This window comes from Shewanella rhizosphaerae (assembly GCF_019457655.1).
GTDB lineage: Bacteria > Pseudomonadota > Gammaproteobacteria > Enterobacterales > Shewanellaceae > Shewanella > Shewanella loihica.
Window position 1 is genome coordinate 203446 of sequence record NZ_CP080420.1, and the last position, 26146, is coordinate 229591.

The 26146-nt window shown below is 52.6% G+C and carries 17 protein-coding genes, 1 tRNA gene and 3 rRNA genes; 16 read left to right on the top strand and 5 right to left on the bottom strand.

Annotation, left to right across the window (positions count from 1 at the left end; translation table 11 throughout):
• The first annotated feature begins 2 nt into the window (after positions 1-2).
• The 4 genes from K0I63_RS01030 (at position 3) to K0I63_RS01045 (ending at position 5040) form a co-directional block, all read left to right on the top strand.
• A 16S ribosomal RNA gene (locus tag K0I63_RS01030) occupies positions 3-1545 on the top strand.
• 251 nt (positions 1546-1796) lie between these two features.
• Positions 1797-4689: ribosomal RNA gene (locus K0I63_RS01035) — 23S ribosomal RNA — on the top strand.
• Between the two features lie 122 nt (positions 4690-4811).
• Positions 4812-4927: ribosomal RNA gene (gene rrf / locus K0I63_RS01040) — 5S ribosomal RNA — on the top strand.
• The 16S, 23S and 5S rRNA genes sit together here with 1 tRNA gene alongside, the layout of an rRNA operon.
• 36 nt (positions 4928-4963) lie before the next feature.
• Positions 4964-5040, top strand: a tRNA-Asp gene (locus K0I63_RS01045).
• A 326-nt stretch (positions 5041-5366) separates the two neighbouring features.
• Here the strand turns inward: K0I63_RS01045 and K0I63_RS01050 are convergent.
• Positions 5367-5867 (bottom strand): Hcp family type VI secretion system effector, encoded by a 501-nt coding sequence (locus K0I63_RS01050; protein WP_220082242.1) that lies wholly within the window; start codon positions 5865-5867, stop codon positions 5367-5369.
• A gap of 217 nt (positions 5868-6084) precedes the next feature.
• Here K0I63_RS01050 and K0I63_RS01055 point away from each other — a divergent pair, with 217 nt between their 5' ends.
• Positions 6085-7359: a CinA family nicotinamide mononucleotide deamidase-related protein gene (locus K0I63_RS01055; RefSeq protein ID WP_220082243.1), complete on the top strand. Its 1275-nt coding sequence runs from the start codon at positions 6085-6087 to the stop codon at positions 7357-7359.
• A gap of 57 nt (positions 7360-7416) precedes the next feature.
• Here the strand turns inward: K0I63_RS01055 and K0I63_RS01060 are convergent, their stop codons facing one another.
• From K0I63_RS01060 to argE, 3 genes are all read right to left on the bottom strand, one after another.
• Positions 7417-7956, bottom strand: a complete 540-nt coding sequence (locus K0I63_RS01060) for a YceB family lipoprotein (RefSeq protein ID WP_220082244.1) — start codon at positions 7954-7956, stop codon at positions 7417-7419.
• Positions 7956-10592: a phosphoenolpyruvate carboxylase gene (gene ppc / locus K0I63_RS01065; protein WP_220082245.1), complete on the bottom strand. Its 2637-nt coding sequence runs from the start codon at positions 10590-10592 to the stop codon at positions 7956-7958. The genes K0I63_RS01060 and ppc overlap by 1 nt, the downstream gene beginning before the upstream one ends.
• A 117-nt stretch (positions 10593-10709) precedes the next feature.
• On the bottom strand, positions 10710-11867 hold the full coding sequence (gene argE, locus K0I63_RS01070; protein ID WP_220083349.1) for an acetylornithine deacetylase: 1158 nt from the start codon (positions 11865-11867) through the stop codon (positions 10710-10712).
• 276 nt (positions 11868-12143) lie between these two features.
• Here argE and argC point away from each other — a divergent pair, with 276 nt between their 5' ends.
• The 5 genes from argC to argH all read left to right on the top strand — a co-directional run bounded on the left by argC (position 12144) and on the right by argH (position 17618).
• Positions 12144-13124 carry an N-acetyl-gamma-glutamyl-phosphate reductase gene (gene argC / locus K0I63_RS01075; protein ID WP_220082246.1) on the top strand — a complete coding sequence of 327 codons (981 nt, stop codon included), beginning with the start codon at positions 12144-12146 and terminating at the stop codon, positions 13122-13124.
• A 28-nt stretch (positions 13125-13152) separates the two neighbouring features.
• Positions 13153-13938 (top strand): acetylglutamate kinase, encoded by a 786-nt coding sequence (gene argB, locus K0I63_RS01080; RefSeq protein WP_011864010.1) that lies wholly within the window; start codon positions 13153-13155, stop codon positions 13936-13938.
• Positions 13939-13980: 42 nt separating this feature from the next.
• Positions 13981-14886: an ornithine carbamoyltransferase gene (locus tag K0I63_RS01085; RefSeq protein ID WP_220082247.1), complete on the top strand. Its 906-nt coding sequence runs from the start codon at positions 13981-13983 to the stop codon at positions 14884-14886.
• 53 nt (positions 14887-14939) lie between these two features.
• Positions 14940-16163, top strand: coding sequence for an argininosuccinate synthase (locus K0I63_RS01090; RefSeq protein ID WP_011864012.1), 1224 nt, complete (start codon positions 14940-14942; stop codon positions 16161-16163).
• Between the two features lie 93 nt (positions 16164-16256).
• Positions 16257-17618: an argininosuccinate lyase gene (gene argH, locus K0I63_RS01095; RefSeq protein WP_220082248.1), complete on the top strand. Its 1362-nt coding sequence runs from the start codon at positions 16257-16259 to the stop codon at positions 17616-17618.
• A 171-nt stretch (positions 17619-17789) separates the two neighbouring features.
• Here the strand turns inward: argH and K0I63_RS01100 are convergent, their stop codons facing one another.
• Positions 17790-20375 carry a penicillin-binding protein 1A gene (locus K0I63_RS01100; protein ID WP_220082249.1) on the bottom strand — a complete coding sequence of 862 codons (2586 nt, stop codon included), beginning with the start codon at positions 20373-20375 and terminating at the stop codon, positions 17790-17792.
• Between the two features lie 184 nt (positions 20376-20559).
• Between K0I63_RS01100 and K0I63_RS01105 the strand changes: the two genes are divergently transcribed.
• The 6 genes from K0I63_RS01105 to aroK all read left to right on the top strand — a co-directional run bounded on the left by K0I63_RS01105 (position 20560) and on the right by aroK (position 26145).
• Positions 20560-21639: a pilus assembly protein PilM gene (locus K0I63_RS01105; RefSeq protein ID WP_220072800.1), complete on the top strand. Its 1080-nt coding sequence runs from the start codon at positions 20560-20562 to the stop codon at positions 21637-21639.
• Complete coding sequence (locus K0I63_RS01110; RefSeq protein WP_011864016.1) at positions 21627-22208, top strand: PilN domain-containing protein; 582 nt, start codon at positions 21627-21629, stop codon at positions 22206-22208. The genes K0I63_RS01105 and K0I63_RS01110 overlap by 13 nt, the downstream gene beginning before the upstream one ends.
• Entirely contained in the window at positions 22205-22828 is a 624-nt protein-coding gene (locus K0I63_RS01115) for a type IV pilus inner membrane component PilO (RefSeq protein WP_011864017.1), read from the top strand. The genes K0I63_RS01110 and K0I63_RS01115 overlap by 4 nt, the downstream gene beginning before the upstream one ends.
• Positions 22825-23340 (top strand): pilus assembly protein PilP, encoded by a 516-nt coding sequence (locus K0I63_RS01120; RefSeq protein ID WP_220043906.1) that lies wholly within the window; start codon positions 22825-22827, stop codon positions 23338-23340. Before K0I63_RS01115 ends, K0I63_RS01120 begins: the two co-directional genes overlap by 4 nt.
• Before the next feature lie 22 nt (positions 23341-23362).
• Positions 23363-25414, top strand: a complete 2052-nt coding sequence (locus K0I63_RS01125) for a type IV pilus secretin PilQ (protein WP_220083350.1) — start codon at positions 23363-23365, stop codon at positions 25412-25414.
• 215 nt (positions 25415-25629) lie between these two features.
• Entirely contained in the window at positions 25630-26145 is a 516-nt protein-coding gene (aroK, locus tag K0I63_RS01130) for a shikimate kinase AroK (protein ID WP_144203903.1), read from the top strand.
• The last annotated feature ends 1 nt before the right edge of the window (position 26146 follow it).

Genomic DNA, 26146 nt, shown 5'->3' on the forward strand with positions numbered 1-26146 from the left:
TTTAATTGAAGAGTTTGATCATGGCTCAGATTGAACGCTGGCGGCAGGCCTAACACATGCAAGTCGAGCGGTAACAGAAAGTAGCTTGCTACTTTGCTGACGAGCGGCGGACGGGTGAGTAATGCCTAGGGAACTGCCCAGTCGAGGGGGATAACAGTTGGAAACGACTGCTAATACCGCATACGCCCTACGGGGGAAAAGAGGGGATCTTCGGACCTTCTGCGATTGGATGTACCTAGGTGGGATTAGCTAGTAGGTGAGGTAATGGCTCACCTAGGCGACGATCCCTAGCTGTTCTGAGAGGATGATCAGCCACACTGGGACTGAGACACGGCCCAGACTCCTACGGGAGGCAGCAGTGGGGAATATTGCACAATGGGCGCAAGCCTGATGCAGCCATGCCGCGTGTGTGAAGAAGGCCTTCGGGTTGTAAAGCACTTTCAGCGAGGAGGAAAGGTTAACGGTTAATACCCGTTAGCTGTGACGTTACTCGCAGAAGAAGCACCGGCTAACTTCGTGCCAGCAGCCGCGGTAATACGAGGGGTGCAAGCGTTAATCGGAATTACTGGGCGTAAAGCGTACGCAGGCGGTTGATTAAGCGAGATGTGAAAGCCCCGGGCTTAACCTGGGAACTGCATTTCGAACTGGTCAACTAGAGTCTTGTAGAGGGGGGTAGAATTTCAGGTGTAGCGGTGAAATGCGTAGAGATCTGAAGGAATACCGGTGGCGAAGGCGGCCCCCTGGACAAAGACTGACGCTCAGGTACGAAAGCGTGGGGAGCAAACAGGATTAGATACCCTGGTAGTCCACGCCGTAAACGATGTCTACTCGGAATTTGGTGTCTTGAACACTGGGTTCTCAAGCTAACGCATTAAGTAGACCGCCTGGGGAGTACGGCCGCAAGGTTAAAACTCAAATGAATTGACGGGGGCCCGCACAAGCGGTGGAGCATGTGGTTTAATTCGATGCAACGCGAAGAACCTTACCTACTCTTGACATCCAGAGAACTTTTCAGAGATGAATTGGTGCCTTCGGGAACTCTGAGACAGGTGCTGCATGGCTGTCGTCAGCTCGTGTTGTGAAATGTTGGGTTAAGTCCCGCAACGAGCGCAACCCTTATCCTTACTTGCCAGCGGGTAATGCCGGGAACTTTAGGGAGACTGCCGGTGATAAACCGGAGGAAGGTGGGGACGACGTCAAGTCATCATGGCCCTTACGAGTAGGGCTACACACGTGCTACAATGGTCGGTACAGAGGGTTGCGAAGCCGCGAGGTGGAGCTAATCTCACAAAGCCGGTCGTAGTCCGGATTGGAGTCTGCAACTCGACTCCATGAAGTCGGAATCGCTAGTAATCGTGGATCAGAATGCCACGGTGAATACGTTCCCGGGCCTTGTACACACCGCCCGTCACACCATGGGAGTGGGCTGCACCAGAAGTAGATAGCTTAACCTTCGGGAGGGCGTTTACCACGGTGTGGTTCATGACTGGGGTGAAGTCGTAACAAGGTAGCCCTAGGGGAACCTGGGGCTGGATCACCTCCTTACCTATACGATTGACTGATATTTGTTGAGTGTTCACACAGATAACTTGTTCTTGTTAGAGCGAGTGGCACGTCCGAGCGGCGATGCTTGTTCTTTAAAAATTTGGAAAGCTGATAGTAATAACCGAAAGGTTATTGCGAAAAATAATTGAGTTCTCAAAACACACTTTAATCAAGTGACTTGAGTATTCTTTTGGCGAAAGTAGAAACCGTTAGTTGCGATGCAGCTCAGATGAAACTCATTTGGGTTGTATGGTTAAGTGACTAAGCGTATACGGTGGATGCCTTGGCAGTCAGAGGCGATGAAGGACGTAGTAACTTGCGAAAAGCGTTGGCGAGCTAGTAACAAGCATTTGAGCTAACGATGTCCGAATGGGGAAACCCGGCACCATAAGGTGTCATCACTAAGTGAATACATAGCTTAGTGAGGCGAACGAGGGGAACTGAAACATCTAAGTACCCTTAGGAAAAGAAATCAACCGAGATTCCCCTAGTAGCGGCGAGCGAACGGGGATTAGCCCTTAAGCCTAGAGGGTGTTAGTGGAATGTGTTGGAAAGCACAGCGATACAGGGTGATAGCCCCGTACATGAAAACTAACTTTAGGTGAAAACGAGTAGGACGGGACACGTGATATCTTGTTCGAATATGGGGGGACCATCCTCCAAGGCTAAATACTCCTGACTGACCGATAGTGAACCAGTACCGTGAGGGAAAGGCGAAAAGAACCCCTGTGAGGGGAGTGAAATAGAACCTGAAACCGTATACGTACAAGCAGTGGGAGCGGTTCTTGAGACCGTGACTGCGTACCTTTTGTATAATGGGTCAGCGACTTACATTTTGTAGCGAGGTTAAGCGAATAGCGGAGCCGTAGGGAAACCGAGTGTTAACTGCGCGTTTAGTTGCAAGGTGTAGACCCGAAACCCGGTGATCTAGCCATGGGCAGGTTGAAGGTTGAGTAACATCAACTGGAGGACCGAACACACGTATGTTGAAAAATGCGGTGATGACTTGTGGCTGGGGGTGAAAGGCCAATCAAACCGGGAGATATCTGGTTCTCCTCGAAAGCTATTTAGGTAGCGCCTCGAGCGAATACCATTGGGGGTAGAGCACTGTTAAGGCTAGGGGGTCATCCCGACTTACCAACCCTTTGCAAACTCCGAATACCAATGAGTACTACTCGGGAGACACACGGCGGGTGCTAACGTCCGTCGTGAAAAGGGAAACAACCCAGACCATCAGCTAAGGTCCCAAAGTTATTGCTAAGTGGGAAACGATGTGGGAAGGCTTAGACAGCTAGGATGTTGGCTTAGAAGCAGCCATCATTTAAAGAAAGCGTAATAGCTCACTAGTCGAGTCGGCCTGCGCGGAAGATATAACGGGGCTAAGCAATACACCGAAGCTATGGGTACTAGCGCTTGCGCTGGTGCGGTAGAGGAGCGTTCTGTAAGCCGTTGAAGGTGAAGGGGTAACCCACGCTGGAGGTATCAGAAGTGCGAATGCTGACATGAGTAACGATAAAGGGGGTGAAAAACCTCCTCGCCGAAAGACCAAGGGTTCCTGTCCAACGTTAATCGGGGCAGGGTGAGTCGACCCCTAAGGCGAGGCCGAAAGGCGTAGTCGATGGGAAACGGGTTAATATTCCCGTACTTCTGCTAACTGCGATGGAGAGACGGAGAAGGCTAGGCTAGCGCGGCGTTGGTTGTCCGCGTTTAAGGCTGTAGGTAGGGTACTTAGGCAAATCCGGGTACCTAATACTGAGAGTTGATGACGAGTCACTACGGTGATGAAGTAGTTGATGCCATGCTTCCAGGAAAATCTTCTAAGCTTCAGGTTAGTAGGAATCGTACCCCAAACCGACACAGGTGGTCGGGTAGAGAATACCAAGGCGCTTGAGAGAACTCGGCTGAAGGAACTAGGCAAAATGGTACCGTAACTTCGGGAGAAGGTACGCTCCTGTTGGTGATGAGACTTGCTCTCTAAGCTGACGGGAGTCGCAGATACCAGGTGGCTGCAACTGTTTATCAAAAACACAGCACTGTGCAAAATCGCAAGATGACGTATACGGTGTGACGCCTGCCCGGTGCCGGAAGGTTAATTGATTGGGTTATCTTCGGAGAAGCTCATGATCGAAGCCCCGGTAAACGGCGGCCGTAACTATAACGGTCCTAAGGTAGCGAAATTCCTTGTCGGGTAAGTTCCGACCTGCACGAATGGCGTAATGATGGCCACGCTGTCTCCAGCCGAGACTCAGTGAAGTTGAAATTGCGGTGAAGATGCCGTATACCCGCGGCTAGACGGAAAGACCCCGTGAACCTTTACTATAGCTTGGCACTGAACATTGACCCTACATGTGTAGGATAGGTGGGAGACTTTGAAGCGGGAACGCCAGTTCTCGTGGAGTCATCCTTGAAATACCACCCTTGTAGTGTTGATGTTCTAACTCTGGCCCCTGAATCGGGGTTGAGGACAGTGCCTGGTGGGTAGTTTGACTGGGGCGGTCTCCTCCCAAAGAGTAACGGAGGAGCACGAAGGTTGGCTAAGTACGGTCGGACATCGTACGGTTAGTGCAATGGCATAAGCCAGCTTAACTGCGAGACATACACGTCGAGCAGGTGCGAAAGCAGGTCATAGTGATCCGGTGGTTCTGAATGGAAGGGCCATCGCTCAACGGATAAAAGGTACTCCGGGGATAACAGGCTGATACCGCCCAAGAGTTCATATCGACGGCGGTGTTTGGCACCTCGATGTCGGCTCATCACATCCTGGGGCTGAAGTCGGTCCCAAGGGTATGGCTGTTCGCCATTTAAAGTGGTACGCGAGCTGGGTTCAGAACGTCGTGAGACAGTTCGGTCCCTATCTGCCGTGGGCGTTGGATGATTGAAGGGAGCTGCTCCTAGTACGAGAGGACCGGAGTGGACGAACCGCTGGTGTTCGGGTTGTCATGCCAATGGCATTGCCCGGTAGCTACGTTCGGAATCGATAACCGCTGAAAGCATCTAAGCGGGAAGCGAGCCCTAAGATGAGTCATCCCTAGACCTTTAAGGTCTCTAAAGAGCCGTCCGAGACTAGGACGTTGATAGGCAGGGTGTGTAAGCGTTGTGAGGCGTTGAGCTAACCTGTACTAATGACTCGTGAGGCTTAACCATACAACCCAAAAGGGTTTCGTACGATGGTTTTACGTAATCAAAAGAATACTAAGTACTTGATTGAAGTGCGAACTCAGATTGACTCTTAGATAAGAGTGCAGCTTTCCGAATTTCCAATTTTGTCTGGAAACCATAGCATTGTGGTCCCACCTGATCCCATCCCGAACTCAGAAGTGAAACGCAATCGCGCCGATGGTAGTGTGGGGTCTCCCCATGTGAGAGTAGGTCATTTCCAGGCGCCTAATTTAGTATCCCGCGTAAGCGTTTTACTAAAGGAGCGGTAGTTCAGTTGGTTAGAATACCGGCCTGTCACGCCGGGGGTCGCGGGTTCGAGTCCCGTCCGCTCCGCCAACATTAAGATGAAAGCCCTAGCAGCAATGCTAGGGCTTTTTTCGTTGCGTGCAAAAAGCCTGTGGTGGAGAGCAGAATTCCAGATAATCTACAGCATTCACTCCTTCCATGGAGTTTTTAGGCTCTGTCTCAATAGAAAGCGAGAGTGCGGGTTTGAATTCCGTCCTCCCCAGCTCGTTTCACTTCGCGCGCATGAGCCCATCGCTTTGCGATATGTGCCCACCAACATTAAGACGAAAGCCCTAGCAGCAATGCTAGGGCTTTTTTCGTTTCTGGCTTTTCAAAATGCTCATGCACTAAGCCATAGGAATACAGTCTCTCATCGCCTATCTGCATTTCTCGCTTGTGATGGTGGCCGAGATCGCTGGTCCACCGCTGCCATCTGCCTTTTGTGGCGTGTATAGATATTTGAGCTCGTCGAAGTTAAGGGTGATGTTCTCGGTGAGACGATCTTCGCCGCCAGAGCCGCCGGTAGACAGGCTGGAGACCCATACGTCACGTAATTCGATCACTATATACTCCAGGGGCGTTCCACCCGCCTTGCGCACCGTCAGTGTCGCTCTAGGGTATTGCATGTGGCTCATCTGGTTCATGAGAAGCTGGGGTGAGGCGCTATCCACATACTTGGTCACACTGATATCTTGAATGCAGGTGCGTCGCATATCGCTGCTTGCTCCCCAAGACCAGGCGAGTACATCGATCTCGTTGCGATGCTGTGCGTCCAGGCTCTCGCCATCGACGCCATCTATCTTGAGAAACATATCCGTAGCCGCGTTCAGCGACAAGGAGCTGAGCGCTAATAGGCCCATGGCTGCGAGTTTATACATAATCATTCTACCTATTGCCGAGTTGGGTTAATTGTTTATTGAGTCTAGTTTGCATTTAGAAATGGGTTCGTTTTTGCTTAGAACTAAAGAATCTGTAAACACCGCATAACGCTCAATAGCACGAATATCGAGCGAGCCGCCAGATTGTCTATTGCTATTCCACGCGGCCTTACCTACCTTATGGCCAAGTGAAATGGCTTAGTTTCAAGGGATGGATATGAAAATAGAAATGATCTGCACCGGTGAAGAGGTGTTATCCGGACAGATAGTCGATACCAATGCGGCTTGGGCGGCAAATGCCTTGATGGACCATGGCATAGAGATGCAGCAGCGGATCACGGTAGGCGATAGATTGGACGATCTGGTCGAGGTGTTTCGTCAGCGTAGCGAGCACGCCGATGTCATCCTGGTCAATGGCGGACTCGGACCGACCAGCGATGATATGTCTTCCGAGGCGATGGCCATTGCCAAGGGCGAGCCTCTGGTCGAGTGCACCCTGTGGCGGGAGCGTATTCAAGAGTGGTTTACCCGTAACGGTCGACACATGCCAGAGAGCAATCTCAAACAGGCGATGTTACCTGCGTCGGCCATCATGGTGGACAATCCTGTGGGCACGGCCTGCGGCTTTCGAGTAAAGCTCAATCGTGCCTGGCTCTTCTTTACTCCCGGTGTGCCTTTCGAGTTTAAGAAGATGGTGACCGAGCAGTTCATTCCTTTTGTGGAGCAGATCGCCGATAGCCATGTCGAAGTCGAGGTGCAGAAGCTGCTGACCATAGGTCAGGGGGAATCGGCACTGGCCGATAAGCTAGAGGGTATGCCTTTACCGGATGGCATGACCCTGGGCTATCGCTCCTTCATGCCCTATATCGAGATCAAGTTGTTTGCCCGAGGGGAAGCAGCCATTGGCGAATTAGACAGGGTGAAGGGCGAGGTGCTCGTTCGTCTAGGTGATGCGGTCGTCGGCCACAACGTTACCTCACTGGCACAGGTGATCCACAACGGGCTGCTGGCTTCGGGTAAGCGTTTGAGTATTGCCGAGTCCTGTACCGGCGGAATGATCGCCAACAACCTGGTGGCCTTTGCCGGCAGCTCCAATTACTTGGACCAGGGGCTGGTGACCTATAGCAACGAGTCTAAGGTGCGCGTGTTAGGGGTTAAACCTGCGACTCTGGATGACCATGGGGCGGTCTCTATCGCCACGGTTGAGGAGATGGCCAAGGGAGCAAGAAGCCTGCTGGACAGCGACTATGCGCTGGCGACTAGTGGCATTGCCGGGCCCGATGGTGGCAGCGAGGCAAAGCCGGTTGGCACTGTGGCTATCGCCTTGGCAACTCGGCAAGGTGTCTATAGCCAGGTGCTTAAGTTCCCGGCGCGTTCCCGCGAGCTGGTAAGGCAGCTGAGCACGGCTGTTGCCTTGGATATGCTAAGGCGTGAGCTGCAGGAGTCGCCCGTTCTGGTGGACTATTCCTCTTATCCGCGATTTGCAAGATAGACTATATAAGGCGCCAAGCATAATGGCGCCTTAAATAGAGTTGATTATGTGGTGAGGTTAATCTTTAAAGATAAGGTTAATCTTGCCCGGAACGACCTGGATACGATTGGTCATCTCGGCGACAAGCGCCTGATTACCCTCTTGGGTATCGAGCACATACACGGGCTGGGTCTCGAGGAAGTGGGTCATGAATCCCATGATATGAGGACTCACCTGGCCTATGGCCTGCTCGAGATCCTTTGGATCAGATCTCAGGCTGACCAGGGTAAGGTCCTTAAGATAGAGACTATGCTGGTCGGCATCATACCAAGGCTTGGCTTCGAACTCTGCCGTCATGGTGGCATTGAGCGGCATCAGCGGGTTGGCCACCTTGATCAGACTGTTAGCCGTGATCGCCATGGTGTCGGCCTTGTGGCCAAGCTTAACCTTCACATCATTGATCTTCATCTCTATGCCAAAGAAGCGATTACCCTCCTTGACCTCGAAATGCATCTCGTCGTTCAGGTAGTTGGTGAGCTGGCGCTCGCTGATGCTGTATTGACTGACACATGCAGTCAAACTCAGCATCAGCAGGCCTATTAGGGCTAAGCTTCTCATTAACCCGTGTTTCTCATGCCCGCCGCCACACCGGCGATGGTGAGCATCAATGCCAGCTCGACATTGCTTGATCCTGCCTGCTCCTTACGGGTACGCGCCAGGAGTTCGGCCTGGAGAAAGTTGAGCGGGTCGATATAGGGATTACGTAGCTCTACCGACTCACGATTCCATGGAGTATGCGACATTAGGGCGTCGGACTGGGTTAGCTCCAAGACCACCTTGATCCCTGTCGCCATACGGCTACGTAGGGCTTCGCCGAGATGATGTAGCTCTTGCGGCACCAGGCAGGTCTCATAGTACTTAGCCAGGTTAGGTTCGGCCTTGGCATAGACCATCTCGAGCATGGAGATGCGTGTCTCGAAGAAGGGCCATTGCTGTTCCATCTCCCTTAACAGGGCGAGTTCGCCACGGTCGGCAGCCTGTTGCAGCGCCTCGCCGGCGCCTAGCCAGGCGGGGAGCATCAAGCGGTTTTGCGACCAGGCGAAGATCCAGGGGATCGCACGCAGGCTCTCGATACCACCATCCACCCGACGTTTCGCGGGGCGGCTACCTAGCGGTAGCTTACCGAGCTCGACTTCAGGGGTTGCCGCGCGGAAGTAGGCGACAAAATCTGGCTCCTCACGCACTATGGCGCGATAGGCGGTGACCGAGTCACTGGCGAGTCGCTCCATCGCCTCGCGCCACTCTGGCTTAGGTTCTGGCGGCGGCAACAGGGTAGCCTCCATCACGGCCGAGGTATATAGCGCCAGGCTCTGCACCGCCAGCTTAGGCAGGCCGAACTTGAAGCGGATCATCTCGCCTTGCTCGGTCACCCTGATGCGGCCATCTACCGAGCCGGGTGGCTGCGACAGGATCGCCTTGTGAGCTGGTCCGCCGCCACGGCCTATGGTGCCGCCACGACCGTGGAACAGGGTGAGCTTGATGTCTGCCTGGTTACAGACCTTAACCAGTTTTTCCTGCGCACTGTATTGTGCCCAGGCGGCCGCCATCACGCCGGCATCTTTGGCCGAGTCTGAGTAGCCTATCATCACCTCCTGGCTGCCCTTGCAGTAGCCACGGTACCAGTCGATGGCAAACAGCGCCGAGATACAGCTGGCGGCGTTGTTGAGATCTTCTAAGGTCTCGAATAGTGGCACAACCCGCATCGGATGCTGACATCCTGCCTCTTTCAATAGCAGGAGCACAGTCAACACGTCCGACGGTTGACTGGCCATAGAGATGACATAGGAGCCCAGGGCCTTAGGCGACTGGCTGGCGATCAATCTGACCGTGCTGATTACCTCGGCAACTTCGGCACTCGGTTCCCAATTATGGGGGATCAGCGGGCGTTTACCGCTCAGTTCCCGCAGCAGGAAGGCCTGTTTCTCATGTTCGTCCCAGTGGTCGAAGTCGCCAAGGCCCAGGTAACGGGTCAGCTCGGCGATAACATCGCTATGGCGCTGGGCATCCTGGCGGATATCCAGGCGCAGCATATGGATGCCGAAGCAGGCCAGACGACGCAGCATATCCAGCAGCAGGCCGTTGGCGATCAGGCTCATACCCGATTCGGTCAGGCTGCGATAGAGCAGGGTCAATGGCTGTTTGAGGTCATCCTCGTGCCAGATAAGGCTATCGAGATCCACCTCGGGTGAATGCCCTTCGAGGCGGGCGTTTAGGTAATCTATGGTGTCGCGTAGCTTCTGCCTTAGCTCCCGCAGCACCACGCGGTAAGGTTCGTGGCTGTTGTCTGTAAGGGCCAGCAGCTCTTCGTTGGCCTCCTCCATCGACAGTTCGTTGACCAGCAAGACCACATCTTTGAGGTAGAGGCGCGCCGCCGTGTGACGGTTGCGATCCAACACTTCTTGAGTGACTTTGGCGGTGACGAAGGGGTTGCCGTCGCGATCACCTCCCATCCAGCTGGAGAAGCGAATTGGCGCTATGTCGCTGGGTAGCTGCTTGCCGGTGCGCTCTTCGACCTGTTCGTTGAGCTGGCGCAGAAAGTCGGGAATGGCTTGCCAGAGTGACGCCTCTATGGTGCTCAGTCCCCAGCGGGCTTCGTCCACCGGCGTTGGGCGCTCGTGACGTATCTCGTTGGTGTGCCAGATCTGGGCGATAAGCTGTCTGAGTCTGAGGTGATTCTGTTTCTTTTCGCGCTCGGTGAGCTGCGGGTTTTCCATGGTGGCGAGACAATCGACCACGGCGGAGTATTTCTGGATCAGGGTGCGACGCGAGATCTCTGTTGGATGGGCGGTGAGTACCAGATCGATATCCAGTGTCTGCAGGCACTCGAGCATATTATCTTGGTCGATGCGCCCATTTAGCATGCGCCCCAGGAGTTGATCCACAGGGTCGGGCACGCAGACCAGCTCGTCGCAGTTGCGGCTGATGGTATGGAACTGCTCGGCGATATTGGCCAGGTTGAGAAACTGGTTGAAGGCCTTGGCAAATGGTACCAACTCTTCGTCGGGTAAGGCGGCCAGTAGGGTAAGCATCTGTTCCCTGGCGGTATCGTTGCCTTGGCGTGAGCTCTTGGCCAGGTGTCTGATCTGTTCAATCTTATCTAAAAAGGGCTCGTCCATGTGTGTGCGAATAGTATCGCCTAATATTTGGCCTAATGTGCCCACATTGGATCGCAGCGACGCGTACATATCTGTCATAAATGCTCCATACCCACGAGTTAATCAATCACCATACCTAGGCTATCAGGTTTAGGTCAATACGGCATATCTTCATATCGTATGCTTATGTGTTCTATATCACCTTGCATGAATTTTTTATGGCGCCTTTATGCAGGCGTGGTAAATCAACTGTTTTAGCAGGTCGACGGTTTTGCTGATGTAGGCAGTGTCCAGGTACTCATCTGGTTGATGTGCCTGCTCTATGCTGCCAGGTCCCCAGACCAAGGTTTGACAGCCTAGCTGCTGAATATAGGGGGCCTCGGTGGCATAGTTGACTACCTCGGGGGCCTGATTCGATAGCTGGGCGACCAGCTGTGACCATTGGGCGTCTGCCTGTCCCGCGAAGGGCTGGGAGCCGGGATAGAGCTGGCTTATGCTGATGGCGCCAGGATAGCGGTGACTCAGTTCGGCCAGATATTGGGTCAGTAGTTGCTCCAAGACCTCTAACGGCAGGCCCGGCAGGGGGCGGATATCCAGGTGCAGATCGCAGCAGCCGCAGATGCGGTTGGCGGCGTCGCCGCCGTGAATATGGCCAAAGTTCATGGTGGGATAGGGCACGCTGAAGGCCTCTTCGCGGTAGTGCTCCGCCAGGTGTTGTTTCAGCTTGAGGAGCTGGCCGATCACCTGATGCATGATCTCTATGGCGTTGAGTCCCTTGGCCGGATCCGAAGAGTGACCGCTGCGCCCCGTGATGCGGATGCCCTGGGCCAAGTGTCCCTTATGCATGTAGACAGGCTTTAGACCAGTGGGCTCGCCTATGAGTGCATACTCTGGTGCGATCGCCTTAGATTGGGCGAAAGCCTTGGCGCCATTCATAGTGGTTTCTTCATCGGCGCTGGCGAGTATGTAGAGCGGCCGCACGAAATCTTGGGTCGGCATCTGGCGAACGGCCTCTATGACCAGGGCGAAGAAGCCCTTCATATCGCAGCTACCTAGTCCGTACCAGCGATTATCCTTCTCCGTCAGGGTAAAGGGATCCTGGCTCCAGCGTCCCTCATCGAAAGGAACGGTATCCGTATGTCCCGCCAGCAGCAGTCCACCGCGCCCCTGGCCGATCTTTGCCAGCAGGTTGTGTTTACCTCGTGTGTCGGGGACGGCCTGCATCTGGCAGTCGAAGCCCAGATCGGTGAGCCACTGGCTCAGCAGGGTCACCACGCCTTGGTTGCTCATGTCGAGTTCGGCTTCGAGGGCGCTGATGGACGGCATAGCGATCAGCTCGCGGAAGGATTGCTTGATATCGGGAAAGGTTTTCATCATTTGACTCAATTCACCAATTTTATTTAAAAATATCTATTCAATATTATTGCATAATTAGTTTGTTGTGTTAGTCTATCAAACAGCTAAAACGAGCGCCATTATTAAAGGCTTAACTTAGAGATAAAAAATGAACAATTTCTTCTTACTTTTTGCATATAAGGTTAGCTGTAATCACTTCCTGCGACGATAATCTTGTCATATTGGTATCTATACCAGGGCTTAAGCAGTGCCCCTCTCTTTTTTACCGTTAACACAATATAGAAGTCATAAAGTATGAAAAGCATAGCGATAATTGGCGCCAGTGGTTACACAGGTGCTCAGGTTACTTCACTGATCCAGGCCGATGATCAGCTTAAGATTCAAGGCCTCTATGTTTCTGAAAACAGTTTGGATAAGGGCAAAACTCTGGCTAGCCTGTATCCGGTTTACAGCCATATCGATCTTAGTCTGGCGCCACTGACCGAGCAGGCCAAGCAGACCATAGTCGATGAGGCCGATGCCGTGGTGTTGGCGACCGATCATGGTGTGAGCCTGCACCTGGCGGCTTGGTTCTATCAGGCGGGTCTGGCGGTTTTCGACCTGAGTGGCGCCTACCGTTTTGCCGATAGCGAACAGTATCCCAAATGGTACGGTTTCGAGCATATCTACCCAGAGGTGTTGGCCAAGGCTGTCTATGGTCTGGCGGAGTGGAACGCCGAGGCGATTGCCGCCAGCAAGATGATTGCCGTGCCTGGGTGTTATCCCACGGCTTCATTGACGGCCCTAAAACCCCTGAAAGATCTGATGACAGACAGCCTGCCGGTGATCAACGCCGTCAGCGGTGTGACCGGCGCCGGCAGAAAGGCGCAGCTGCACACCAGCTTCTGCGAGGTGAGCCTGACGCCCTACGGTGTCCTGGGTCATAGACATCAACCCGAGATAGCTACTGAGCTGGGGCAGCAGGTGATCTTCACTCCTCACCTGGGCAACTTTAAGCGTGGCATCCTGGCTACCATTACCGTGCAGATGAAGCCCGGGGTGAGCGAAGCCGATATTGCCAAGGCCTATGAAGTGTATGAGTCGGCACCTCTGGTGAATGTGTACCATAATCAATTTCCTAAGGTTGACGACGTGGTGCATACCCCTAACTGCCTGCTGGGATGGAAGTACGATCCCCTCAATGGCTACTTGGTGGTGGCGAGCGCTATCGACAATCTGATGAAAGGTGCGGCCAGTCAGGCGCATCAATGCATAAAGATTCATTTTAATTATTAATATTGTCACCTGTGAGAGAGAAGTAGCTATGTCGGCAAATAAGAAAACCTTAGTGCTTAAAGTGGGTGGCGCCCTAATGCAGTGTGAGATGGGGCTGGCGCGCCTGATGGCGAGTGCGGCCAACATTATCAAGTCGGGCCAATCTGTCATCTTAGTTCATGGCGGCGGTTGCCTGGTAGACGAGCAGCTCAAGGCCAATGGCATGGAGACGGTCAAGCTGGATGGTTTGCGTGTCACCCCCGAAGAGCAGGTGCCCATTGTGGTGGGTGCGCTGGCGGGGACCTCTAACAAGATCTTGCAGGCCAGTGCCATCAAGGCGGGTATCACGAGTGTGGGCATGAGCCTGTGTGATGGCGCCATAGTCAATGGCAGCATCAAAGATGAGCAGCTCGGTTTCGTGGGTGAAGTGTCGCCCAATGACCCGACTTATCTGAACTTCCTGTTGGCCCAAGGCTGGATGCCGATTGTCAGCTCGATTGCCGTAGATGATGCGGGCAATCTGCTGAACGTCAACGCCGATCAGGCGGCGACCGTGATCGCCAAGCTAGTGGAAGGCCAGTTGGTGCTGTTGTCCGACGTGAGTGGTGTGCTCGACGGTAAGGGACAGCTGATCAAGACCCTGGATAAGGCCCACGCCGATGAGCTAACCAAGTTAGGCGTTATCGAGAAGGGGATGAAGGTCAAGGTCGAGGCGGCACTAGAGGTTGCCCAGTGGATGGGACAACCGGTACAGGTCGCCTCATGGCGCGACGCCGAGCAGTTGAGCGCGCTGGAGAAGGGCGAGTCTATCGGCACACAGGTTATGCCACATTAATTAAACGGAACATGAGAAGAGTATTCATCTAGGAGTAGATATATGAATCACCTACTATCGATAAAAGAGCTTACCCAGCAGCAGCTGATCGACTTACTCGCCCTGGCGAAGACGATCAAGGCCAACCCAGAAGACTATCGCAAGGCACTCGACGGTAAGAGTGTTGTGATGTTATTCGAGAAGCCATCGCTGCGAACTCGCGTAAGCTTCGACATCGGTATCAATAAGTTAGGTGGTCATTGTCTCTACCTGGATCAGCAAAATGGTGCCCTAGGCAAGCGTGAGCCGGTATCCGACTTTGCCGCCAACATCTCTTGTTGGGCCGATGCCATAGTGGCGAGAACCTTCGCCCATTCGACCATAGAGCTGCTCGCCGAGCATGGTACTGTGCCTGTGATCAACGCGCTGTCGGACATGTATCACCCTTGTCAGGGGCTGGCGGACTTTCTGACCCTTGCGGAGCAGTTCGATGATGTCAGCAAGGTAAAGCTGGCCTATGTTGGCGATGGTAACAACGTGACCCACTCGCTCATGTATGGCGCGGCGCTGCTGGGTGCCAAGATGACGGTGATCTGCCCGCAGGGCCACTTCCCCGACGGTAAGGTGGTGCTGGAGGCACAAGCGATTGCCGAGGCCCATGGTGGCGAGTTGGTATTGAGCTCAGATGTCGAGGCGATCGCCGGCCATGATGCCATCTATACTGATACTTGGATCTCCATGGGAGACAAGGCCAGTCTAGATGAGATCAAAGCCAAATTTGCGCCTTATCATGTAGATACCGATATGATGAACAAGGCGGGAGCCAAATTCTTTATGCACTGCCTACCCGCTTACCGTGGTGTCGAGGTAGCTGCCGAGGTGGTCGATGGGGCCGGCTCACTGATCTTGCAACAGGCAGAGAACCGCATGCATGCGCAAAATGCCGTGTTAGTGACCCTACTGAGTTAACGAATCTTCCCAATGGTGATTGGGCCAACGAATTGAGTATTTAGGAAAACGAAATGTCTATCGAAAACAACAAAGCATCGGTGAAAAAAGTGGTACTGGCCTACTCGGGTGGTCTGGATACATCGGCGATCATTCCTTGGCTGAAAGAGACCTATGATAACTGTGAGATCGTTGCCTTCTGCGCCGACGTGGGTCAGGGCGAGGCCGAGCTTGAAGGGCTGCATGAGAAGGCGATCGCCTCGGGTGCGTCTGAGTGCTATATCGTGGATCTGAAAGAGGAGCTGGTGGCCGATTATATCTACCCCACCATAGCGACAGGTGCCATCTACGAAGGCACCTACCTGCTGGGCACCTCTATGGCCAGACCTATCATCGCCAAGGCTCAGGTGGAAGTGGCACGTAAAGTGGGCGCCGATGCCGTATGTCACGGTTGTACCGGCAAGGGTAACGATCAGGTGCGTTTCGAGGGCTGTTTCGCCGCCCTGGCACCGGATCTAACCGTGATCGCCCCTTGGCGTGAATGGAGTATGGTAAGCCGTGAAGATCTGCTGGACTATCTGGCAGAGCGCAACATCAAGACGACCGCCTCGGCGACTAAGATCTATAGCCGTGACGCCAACGCCTGGCACATCTCCCACGAAGGTGGCGAGCTGGAAGATCCGTGGAACGAGCCAAGCAAAGAGGTATGGACCATGACGGTTGCGCCGGAAGACGCGCCCGATGAGCCTGAGTATGTGTCGGTAGAGATGGAAGCGGGTCGTATTACTAAGGTGAATGGCCAGTCATACACGCCTTATGGTGCCCTGATGGCCCTTAATGAGATTGCCGGCGCCCATGGCGTGGGTCGTATCGATATCACCGAAAACCGTCTGGTGGGCATGAAGTCTCGTGGTTGTTACGAAACTCCTGGCGGCACGGTAATGTTTGCCGCGCTCAGAGCGATCGAAGAGCTGGTACTGGACAAGACCAGCCGTGAATGGCGTGAGCAGGTTGGTGCCAAGATGGCGCATCTGGTCTATGACGGTCGTTGGTTTACCCCACTGTGTGAATCGCTGCTGGGCGCCTCTCAGCCACTGGCGAACCTGCTGAACGGTGAAGTGGTGCTGAAGCTCTATAAAGGCCAGGCACAGGCGGTGAAGAAACGTTCTCCTAATAGCCTGTACTCCGAGGAGTTTGCTACCTTTGGTGAGGACGAAGTCTATAACCAGAAAGATGCGGAAGGCTTCATTCGTCTCTATTCATTGGCGAGCCGTATCCGGGCGCTAAACGTTAAGTAGAGTCGACTAGCTAATAAAGGAGCGGCGAACGCTCCTTTATTTTAAGAGCTGATCTACGAGCAAATTTAAGAGCAGATTTAAGAGGATAGTGAGATGGCGTTATGGGGCGGAAGATTTAGCCAAGAGAGCAGCGCACTGTTTAAACTTTTCAACGATTCCCTGCCGGTCGATTATCGGCTGGTGGAAGAAGATATTGTCGGTTCCATTGCCTGGGCCGATGCCATCACAGGTGTGGGCATTCTCAGCCAGCAAGAGTGTCAGTCCCTCAAACAGGCATTGCAGGAACTGCTGGCCGAGGTGAAGGATCAGCCAGAGACCATCCTGGCCTCGGGCGCCGAAGACATTCATAGTTTCGTCGAGCAAGCCTTGATCGCCAAGGTCGGTGACCTGGGTAAGAAGCTGCATACAGGCCGCTCGCGTAACGATCAGGTGGCGACCGATCTTAAGCTCTGGTGCAAGAAGGAGGGTCAGGCCCTGCTCGAACTGCTGGCACAGTTAAAGGCAGCCTTGCTGTCACTTGCTGAGCGTGAGCTGGACGCCGTCATGCCGGGCTACACTCACCTACAGCGGGCGCAGCCTGTGGCCTTCGGTCACTGGTGTCTGGCCTATGTGGAGATGTTTGAGCGTGATATCAGCCGTCTGCAAGACTGTCTGCAGCGCCTCGATACCTGTCCGCTGGGCACGGGTGCGCTGGCTGGTACCGCTTATCCAATGGACAGATACGCGCTGGCTAAGTCATTGGGATTCGCCTCGCCAACTCTTAATAGCCTGGATTCTGTGTCTGACAGGGATCATGTTATCGAGTTATGCTCGGACGCCGCCATCAGCATGATGCACCTGAGCCGCATGGCCGAAGATTTGATCTTCTTCAACAGCGGTGAGGCGGGCTTTATCGAACTGGACGATCAGGTTACCTCGGGTTCATCGCTGATGCCGCAGAAGAAAAACCCGGATGCGCTTGAGCTTATCCGTGGTAAGACGGGCCGTGTCTATGGCAGCCTGATGGGCATTCTGACCACGATGAAGGCTCTGCCACTGGCCTACAACAAGGATATGCAGGAAGACAAAGAGGGTCTGTTTGACGTGATGGACAGCTGGTCTATCTGTCTGGAGATGGCCGCTCTGGTGCTGTCTGGCTTAAAGGTCAACAGAGAGAATACCCTGTCGGCGGCCCAGCAGGGTTATGCCAATGCAACCGAGCTGGCGGATTATCTGGTAGCCAAAGGCATGCCGTTCAGAGAGGCGCATCATGTGGTGGGTGAGGTCGTGGTCGAGGCGATCGCCCAGAAGAAGCCTATCGAAGAGTTCGAGTTGGCTAGCCTGCAGGTGTTCGCCAGCGTCATCCAGGAAGATGTTTATCAATGTCTGACGATAGACTCATGTCTAGCTAAACGTGAGGCGCTGGGTGGTACCTCACTCAGTCAGGTGAAGGCTGCGTTGGCTGCCAAGGGCTAGTTTAGATAAATTCTGTCTAATCAATCGATCAAAAAACCTGCAGTCGCAGGTTTTTTTACATCTAAAGTTTTATTCGCACCAAAAAATTGGCGCTATGAATTCACTGCAAAATGGCGAAAGACCAGTGGAATTGACTGGGCTGGTGGCGAATGACACCAGCCCATCTGAAGGCTATTGGAACAGATCTTCTACCGAATCGTCGATAAAGATATCTTCCTGAGTCTGCGCCTCGGTGGCAAATTCCTTCGGCTCGGTACCCTGAATGAAATACTCGAACTTGGTGGTGTAGTCTGTCTTACGGCTCAACTTGCCTGTGGCCAGGTCGATACGGGCCGAGACTATCCCTTCCGGTGGCGGAGAAGGTAGCTCAGGCGTGCCTTGGAGGGCGTTTTTCATAAACTCGTTCCAGCCTGGGCCAGCGGTCTTGGCACCGGCTTCGGCACCCGAGATCTGATCTTTCGCGCCGTTGGTGTTCCAGGCGGTGCGGCCCAGTTCGATGCTGTGATCGTCGAAGCCGACCCATACGGTAGTTGCCAGCGTCGGTGTGAAGCCACTGAACCAAGTATCTTTCGATTCGTTGGTGGTACCTGTCTTACCCGCGATATCGTGGCGGTTCACCACACGGGCGGCGCGCCAGGCGGTGCCGTTCCAGCCTGTGCCCTTGCTCCAATCGCCGCCGCCCCAGATTACGCTCTTCAGGGCTTCGGTGATCAGGAAGGCCGTCTGTTTACTGATGATCTGTGGTGCGTGCCGAGCCGTGCTCGGACAGCTAGGATCTTCGGCGTTAGCCTCCTGGCTCGCGACTTCTATGCCTTCTTTCTCTTGATTTGCCACTTCGTGCTTAGGCAGTTCCTGTGCCATAGCTGCAAAAGGATCGTCCGTTGGCTGCGACTGTGGCTCGGCTAACTCAGGCGTACAGGCTAGTGTAGGGTTGGCTTCTTCTACCGTCTGCTCGTAGGCATTGTCGATATGGTCGATAAAGTAAGGCTCGACCCGGTAGCCGCCATTTGCAAATACCGAGAAGGCGGTGACCACCTGCAGCGGCGTCACCGAAGGTGAGCCCAGCGCCAGTGATTCGTTTTGCGGCAGATCGTCGCGGTCGAAACCGAACTTGACTAGGGTGTCGATAGCGCTCTCTAGTCCGGTATAGCGCATGGCGCGTACCGACATGACGTTAATAGACTGTGCCAGACCGACTCTCAGGCGTGTCGGCCCAGTATACTTGTCGGGCGAGTTCTTAGGTCGCCATGCTGTGCCCTGACGTATGTCGGCATTGTTGATCGGCGCGTTGTTGATCAGCGTAGCCAGGGTGTAGCCTTTCTCCAGCGCACCTGTATAGATGAAGGGCTTGATGTTGGAGCCCAGCTGACGCTTGGCCTGGGTGACACGGTTGTATTGGCTGGTGTGGAAGCTGTAGCCGCCCACTAGGGTCCTGATGGCGCCATCCTTAGGATCCAGCGAGACGATGGCGCTGGCCACCTCAGGAATTTGCGATAGCTGCCAGATGTTGCCGTTGTTGCGGATCCAGACCTGCTCGCCTGCCTTGAGGATCTCGCCAGCCGTCTTAGGCGCCTTGCCCTGACGCTTGTTGCTGATGAACTTGCGCGCCCACTTAAGACCTTCCCACTCCAGGGTGAGGGTTTCGCCCTTCGCATTGATGACCTTAACGCTTTGCTCGGCAACCTCGGTCACGGCTGCGGGCTCGAGCCCTTGGAAGCCTTGGGTTTGCTTCAGCTGTGTGACGATTTGGGTCTCACCTAGCTTGGCCGTGCCTTCTGCATCCCATAACACCTTAGTCGCGCCGCGATAACCGTGTCGCTCGTCATAGGCGTAGACGTTATTGCGCAGAGCCTCCTGGGCCAGCATCTGCAGGCGAGAGTCGACAGTGGTATAGACGTTGTAACCGCCGGTATAGGCTTCCTCTTCACCGAGTTTTTCGACCAGATAGTCGCGAGCCATCTCTGAGATATAAGGTGCATAGAGCTCTACCTCGGCGCCATGGTACTTGGCGGTGATAGGGGCTCTTATCGCTTCCTGATACTCGTCCTGGGTAATGTTCTCTTTCTCCAGCATACGGCTGAGTACCCAGTTGCGACGATTCATCGCGCGGGCTGGATTGCGTATAGGGTTGGCGGCAGAAGGTGCCTGTGGCAGACCGGCTATCATGGCCATCTCTGGCAGGGTAAGCTCTTCGAGTTCCTTGCCGTAGTAGACCTGGGCAGCGGCGCCGACACCGTAGGCGCGGTTACCCAGGAAAGAGCGGTTGAGATAGAGGGTTAAGATCTCTTTCTTACTCAGGGCTTGCTCAATTTTCAAGGCCAGGAAGATCTCTTTGATCTTACGAATGTAGGTTTTCTCTCTGGAGAGGAAGAAGCCGCGGGCAACCTGCTGGGTGATGGTACTCGCCCCTTGGCTCTTCTTACCTGTGGTAGCCAGAATCACTGCGGCACGTATGATGCCTATGGGGTCGATCCCCTTATGTTCGAAGAAGCGGGCGTCTTCTGTGTCGAGCACCGCATTAATTAATTGTTGCGGTACCTGCTCATATTCGACTGGAATGCGGCGTTTTTCGCCAAATTGTGAAATTAATTTGCCATCAGCGCTGTAAATTCGTAATGGAGTTTGCAATTTTACGGTTTTAAGAGTGGTAACATCGGGAAGGTCCGGCAGCACATAAAAATAGGCCGCAGCAATTGCACCTATTCCCAAAAGGGCTAGGCTAAATAGAGCGATGGTAATTCGTTTAAACCACTTCACCAGATAATTCCAATAAATTTAGCAGGCACAATAGTATATAAGGCGAGCAGCCATTGGTGAAGCAAAAATGGTTGTCAAAAAAATGGCAATTGTAAAAGTTACAAACATTTTGTACAAATATCTATAACGAGTTGATTTTGTGCTAATCTAATTCCTGAAACTATAACAAAAGTGACGATGGACTATGCTTTCAAATTTATGGAAGCGTCAGGCTCCGCAGATGGTCGGGATCGATATAGGTTCCCACGAGATAAAAGCAATACTGCTGAGTAAGACTGCTGATGGTTATAAAATTTTGAGTCACGCAGCGGTGCCCGTTAAAAAAGGCGCCGTTAATGATCATGAGATAAGAGATTCAGACGCGGTTTTGGAGTCCTTAAGATTGATCAAACGATCTTTGCCTAAGAGCGTAAAATATGCGGCGGCTGCGGTTTCGGGATCGGCTGTGATGACCAAGGTGATCTACATGGATGCTTCACTGAGTGAAGAGGAGATGGAGACCCAGATCGAGATCGAAGCCGACAACCTTATCCCCTATTCGCTCGATGAAGTCAGCATAGATTTTGAAACCCTAAGTGTTAACAGCGCCGACCCCTCCAAGGTGGATGTGCTGCTGAGCGCCTGCCGCACAGAGAATATCGATGCTAGAGTCGATAGCCTGGACGATATCAATCTCGAAGCCAAAGTGATTGATGTTGAAGGGTATGCGCTGGGACGCTCCTTCGAGTTGGTCGCCGCTCAGTTGCCCGATGGCGCCGAAGATAAGGTGGTTGCGCTGGTTGATATCGGCGCGAATATGACCACATTTGCCGTGGTGGAGAAGGGGGAAACGACCTTTATCCGCGAACAGGCCTTTGGTGGTGAGCAGTTTACCCAGTCCATCCTATCTTTCTACGGCATGTCGCACGAGCAGGCCGAGAAGGCCAAGCTCGAAGGCGATTTGCCACGTAATTATATGTTCGAGGTGCTCTCGCCCTTCCAGACGCAACTGCTACAACAGATTAAGCGCACCTTGCAGATTTACTGTACTTCGAGTGGCAAGGATAAGGTGGATCATATCGTCTTGTGTGGTGGCACCTCAAAGCTGGAAGGCATGGCTAATCTGCTCACGAATGAACTCGGCGTTCATACCATCATTGCCGACCCTTTCTTGGGTTGCTTGCATGCGGACGAGCAAGTGAAGACACAACTACAGCCCAATATTAATAAATACATGGTCGCGTGTGGATTAGCGCTGAGGAGTTACTCTCAATGGCGAACATAAACTTATTGCCCTGGCGCGAAGAAGCAAGAGAAAAACAAAAACGCGATTATCTGGGCATATTAGCTGCTGTATTTATCGGCGCGGCATTAGTCGTTTATTTAGCCTTAACGGTTCTCGATATGATGACCGAGGAGCAGAGAGGAAGAAATGCCTATCTGCAGGGTGAAATTCAGCTATTAGAAAAACAAATTGCCGAAATTAAAAAGATTCGCGAGCGTAAGAAAGATATCGAGCGTCGTACCGAGATCATATTAAACCTGCAACAGGCAAGAAACTTACCCACCCATGTATTGGATGAGTTAGTGCGTGTCGTACCGCCGGGAATATATCTTTCCAGCATCGAAAAGAAGGGCAGCTTGTTGTGGATCCAGGGGCGTAGTGAGTCTAACAACAACGTCGCCAACATGATGCGCAAGATCAAAGCCTCAATGTGGTTACACGATCCCAACATGCAGTCGATCGTCTCGCAGAATGATGAGATGCGTCAGCTACAGCGTTTCAGTTTAAGGGTCTCTATCGGTGAAGAAGATGCAGATAATGCCAAAGCGACACAAGGAGCGAGCAAATGAAACTCGATCTGAGTGAATTCAATGATATCGATTTTGAGAACATTGGCGGTTGGCCGACCCAGGTTAAGGTGGTATTCGCGTCTTTCTTGGCCATTATTATCTTCGTCGCTGGATATTTCCTGTTTGTCTCTGATGCCATCGATGTGCTTAAGCGTGAGCAAGACAAAGAGATCACCTTGCGGGATGATTTTAAAGCGAAATATCAATTAGCGGCTAATCTTAAGTTGTATCGGGAGCAACTGGCAGTCATGGAAGTTCAGTTTGCCGAGCTGCTGAAAATGTTGCCGTCGCAGAATGAGATGCCTGGCCTGCTCGACGATTTAACCTTTGTTGCTACCGATTCGGGACTGGGGATTCAGAGCCTGGAGTGGCAAGAAGAGATACAACGCGATTTCTATATCGAGTTCCCTATCAGCATGTCGGTAACGGGCAATTATCATGAGATGGGCCATCTGGTCAGTGGCGTGGCTAAACTGCCGCGTATCGTGAGCCTGCATGACTTCGTTATCAAGCGCAGTGATAGCGGTGAGCTCGCCATGGAGATCTTGGCCAAGACCTATCGTTTCAAAGAGGGAGCCCAGCTCCCGAAAGATAATGCGGCGAAGGGGGCGAAGAAATGAAGAAGCTACCTTTGCTATTCGTGGGCTTGATGCTAGCAGGTTGTATGGGGGATCGCAGCGATCTTGAGTTATTTGTGACGACCACTAAGGCTCAACATGTCGCGCGCGTGCCCCCCTTGAAGGAGCCCCCTAAGTTTGAACATTTTGCCTATCAGGCAGAGTTGATGCGCAGTCCTTTCGTACCGCCTTCGAGAGAACTCACCGAAGAGGTGGTCGATACGACCAAAGATTGTCTACAGCCCGATCTGCAACGCCGCAAGGGCCGTCTAGAAACCTATGCGCTGGACAATTTAAAGATGCGCGGTACCTTGAGCGAAGATAAGAATATTTGGGCCTTAATCGAGACTAATGATGGCAGCGTATATCGTCTAGGTGTGGGCGAATACGTAGGTTTGTATCACGGGCGAATTGCTAAAGTTACACAGCAAATGGTCGAAATAGTTGAATTAATTCCAGATGGGACAGGTTGCTGGGCTGAAAGAATGAGCAACATGGAACTGACTGGTGAATAACAAAGCGAAGGATGAGGGAATAATGGAATCTTCTGCCGCGAAAAGCGTTTTATTAAAAAAGTCGCCCCTGTTTAAAGTGGCCTTTGGCTTGGCTTTATTATTGGGTGTGGCGCCGTATTCTTCAGCTGCGAACCGTCTGATTGATGTCAAATACCACTCGATTGTCGATCATCAGTTAGAGTTACAACTGGTGTTTGAGGACGCCGTGAAGGAGCCTGAGATCAATCTCAATGCTTCACCGGCGCAGATCATCCTTGGATTCGACGATAGTTTGTCTGGGCTGGAAAAAGATGTCCTACCAATCAACAACGTCGGTGTTAAGTCCATGTCCACGCTGCAGGAAAGTGAACAGCTTAAGGTGCTGGTGGATCTGGCTAAGGTAAAGGCCTATCAAGGCAAGGTGATGGGTAACACCTATCGCCTGACCATTAACGATGAGGTTGCCAGTCGCAGTGACGTCGCCGCAAATCCTTTTGTTAACGGTATCAAAAACATCGACTTCCATCGCACCAGTGATGGTGGAGGTGAGTTGTTGGTCAAACTTAATAACTCATCGGTGGCCGCGAATGTGGAGCAGGTGGGTGCCAAGTTAGAACTTAAACTTTACAACACAGATATTGCCTCAGATCTTCTTTATGTCATGGATGTTCAAGACTTTGCGACGCCAGTAAAGAGCTTTGAGACCTTCAAGGATGAGTTGACGGCGCGCGTATTGGTGGATGTCTCGGGTCAATACGAGTACAACTACAAGCAGGAAGGCAACCTGTTCAGACTCAACGTGCGTAAGGCCGAGCGTGCTGCTGTCGTCAAGGAAGAGAAGAAGTATGAAGGCCGTTCGCTTTCTCTTAACTTCCAGAGCATCTCGGTACGTACCGTGCTCCAGATCATCGCCGATTATAACAATTTCAACCTGGTGACCAGCGATACAGTCGAAGGGGATATCACCCTGAGACTCGACGATGTGCCATGGGACCAAGCCTTAGATCTGATTCTGCAGACTAAAGGGCTGGATAAACGTATCGAAGGCAACATCTTGATGGTGGCGCCAGCCGAAGAGATTGCAATTCGCGAGAGCCAAGAGCTGAAGAACCAACAGGAAGTGAAAGAGCTTGCTCCGCTCTATTCTGAGTATCTGCAGATCAACTATGCCAAGGCGACAGATATTGCCGAGCTGCTTAAAGGCGACGATGCGTCTCTGTTGTCGGCTCGAGGCACGGTTGCCGTGGACGACAGAACCAACACTTTGTTGGTGAAGGATACCGAAGAGAGTCTGGAAAACATTCACCGCTTGGTGGAGGTGTTGGATATCCCGATTCGCCAGGTATTGATCGAATCTCGTATGGTTACCGTGAAGGACGACGTATCTGAAGATCTCGGTATCAAGTGGGGGATCACAGATCAGCAAGGCAGCAAGGGAACTTCTGGTAGTCTGGAAGGCGCAAACGATATCGCCAATGGCGTAGTGCCAGATATCGGCGACAGATTGAATGTTAACCTGCCGGCCGCGGTGGCGAACCCAACCAGCATCGCCTTCCATGTGGCTAAGTTGGCTGACGGTACCCTGTTGGATCTAGAACTGAGTGCACTGGAGCAAGAGAGCAAGGGTGAGATCATCGCTAGCCCACGTATTACGACTTCGAACCAGAAGGCGGCCTACATAGAGCAAGGTGTTGAAATCCCTTATGTTGAATCGGCTTCCAGTGGTGCGGCTACGGTACAGTTTAAGAAGGCGGTATTGTCGCTGCGCGTGACGCCACAGATCACACCTGATAATCGCGTGATCTTAGATCTTGAGATCACCCAGGATTCTCAGGGTAAGACGGTCGACACACCACTTGGTCAGGCGGTTTCTATCGATACTCAGCGTATAGGTACTCAGGTGTTAGTAGATCACGGTGAGACGATTGTGCTCGGTGGCATCTACCAGCAACAATTGATCAATCGTGTCAGTAAGGTACCTGTACTGGGGGATATTCCTTTCTTGGGTTACCTCTTTAGAAACACTACCGACAAAAATGAGCGCCAAGAGCTGTTGATCTTCGTGACACCTAAGATCATCTCCGAGCAACTCTAGTTCTAAGCACCTATCCGATAAAGCCAGCGTATGAACGCTGGCTTTTTTGTGCCTGAGTATAATTTCACAGAATTTACTCACCCTACTTGCCTTTGGGGGGAGATAGCTGAGATAATCCGTGGTCAAGTCTCATTAGAGCAAGGTAACATTTAAGGTCGGCCTGATTTTTTGGCTGGCGTAGGCAAACTTTCCATATAAGATTCAGACGTAAAGCAATGGCTGAAAAACGTAATATTTTCCTAGTAGGTCCTATGGGGGCTGGCAAAAGCACTATAGGCCGTCATCTGGCGCAGATGCTTCATTTAGAGTTCCACGATTCAGATCAAGAGATTGAAAACCGTACCGGTGCTGATATCGCGTGGGTATTTGACGTTGAGGGCGAAGAAGGTTTTCGTCGTCGCGAAACACAAGTTGTTGCCGATTTAACCGAAAAACAAGGCATTGTTTTAGCGACTGGCGGCGGCTCCATTCAGAGTAAAGATATTCGTAACAACTTGTCTGCCCGTGGCATCGTGGTCTATCTGGAAACCACTATCGATAAGCAGGTTGCGCGTACCCAGCGCGACAAGCGTCGTCCACTACTTCAGGTTGACGACCCAAGAGAAGTGTTAGAAAAGCTTGCTGAGATCCGTAATCCACTGTACGAAGAGATTGCCGATGTCATAGTCAAAACTGACGAGCAAAGCGCAAAAGTTGTTGCAAATCAAATTATTGACCAATTAGGCTTCTAAA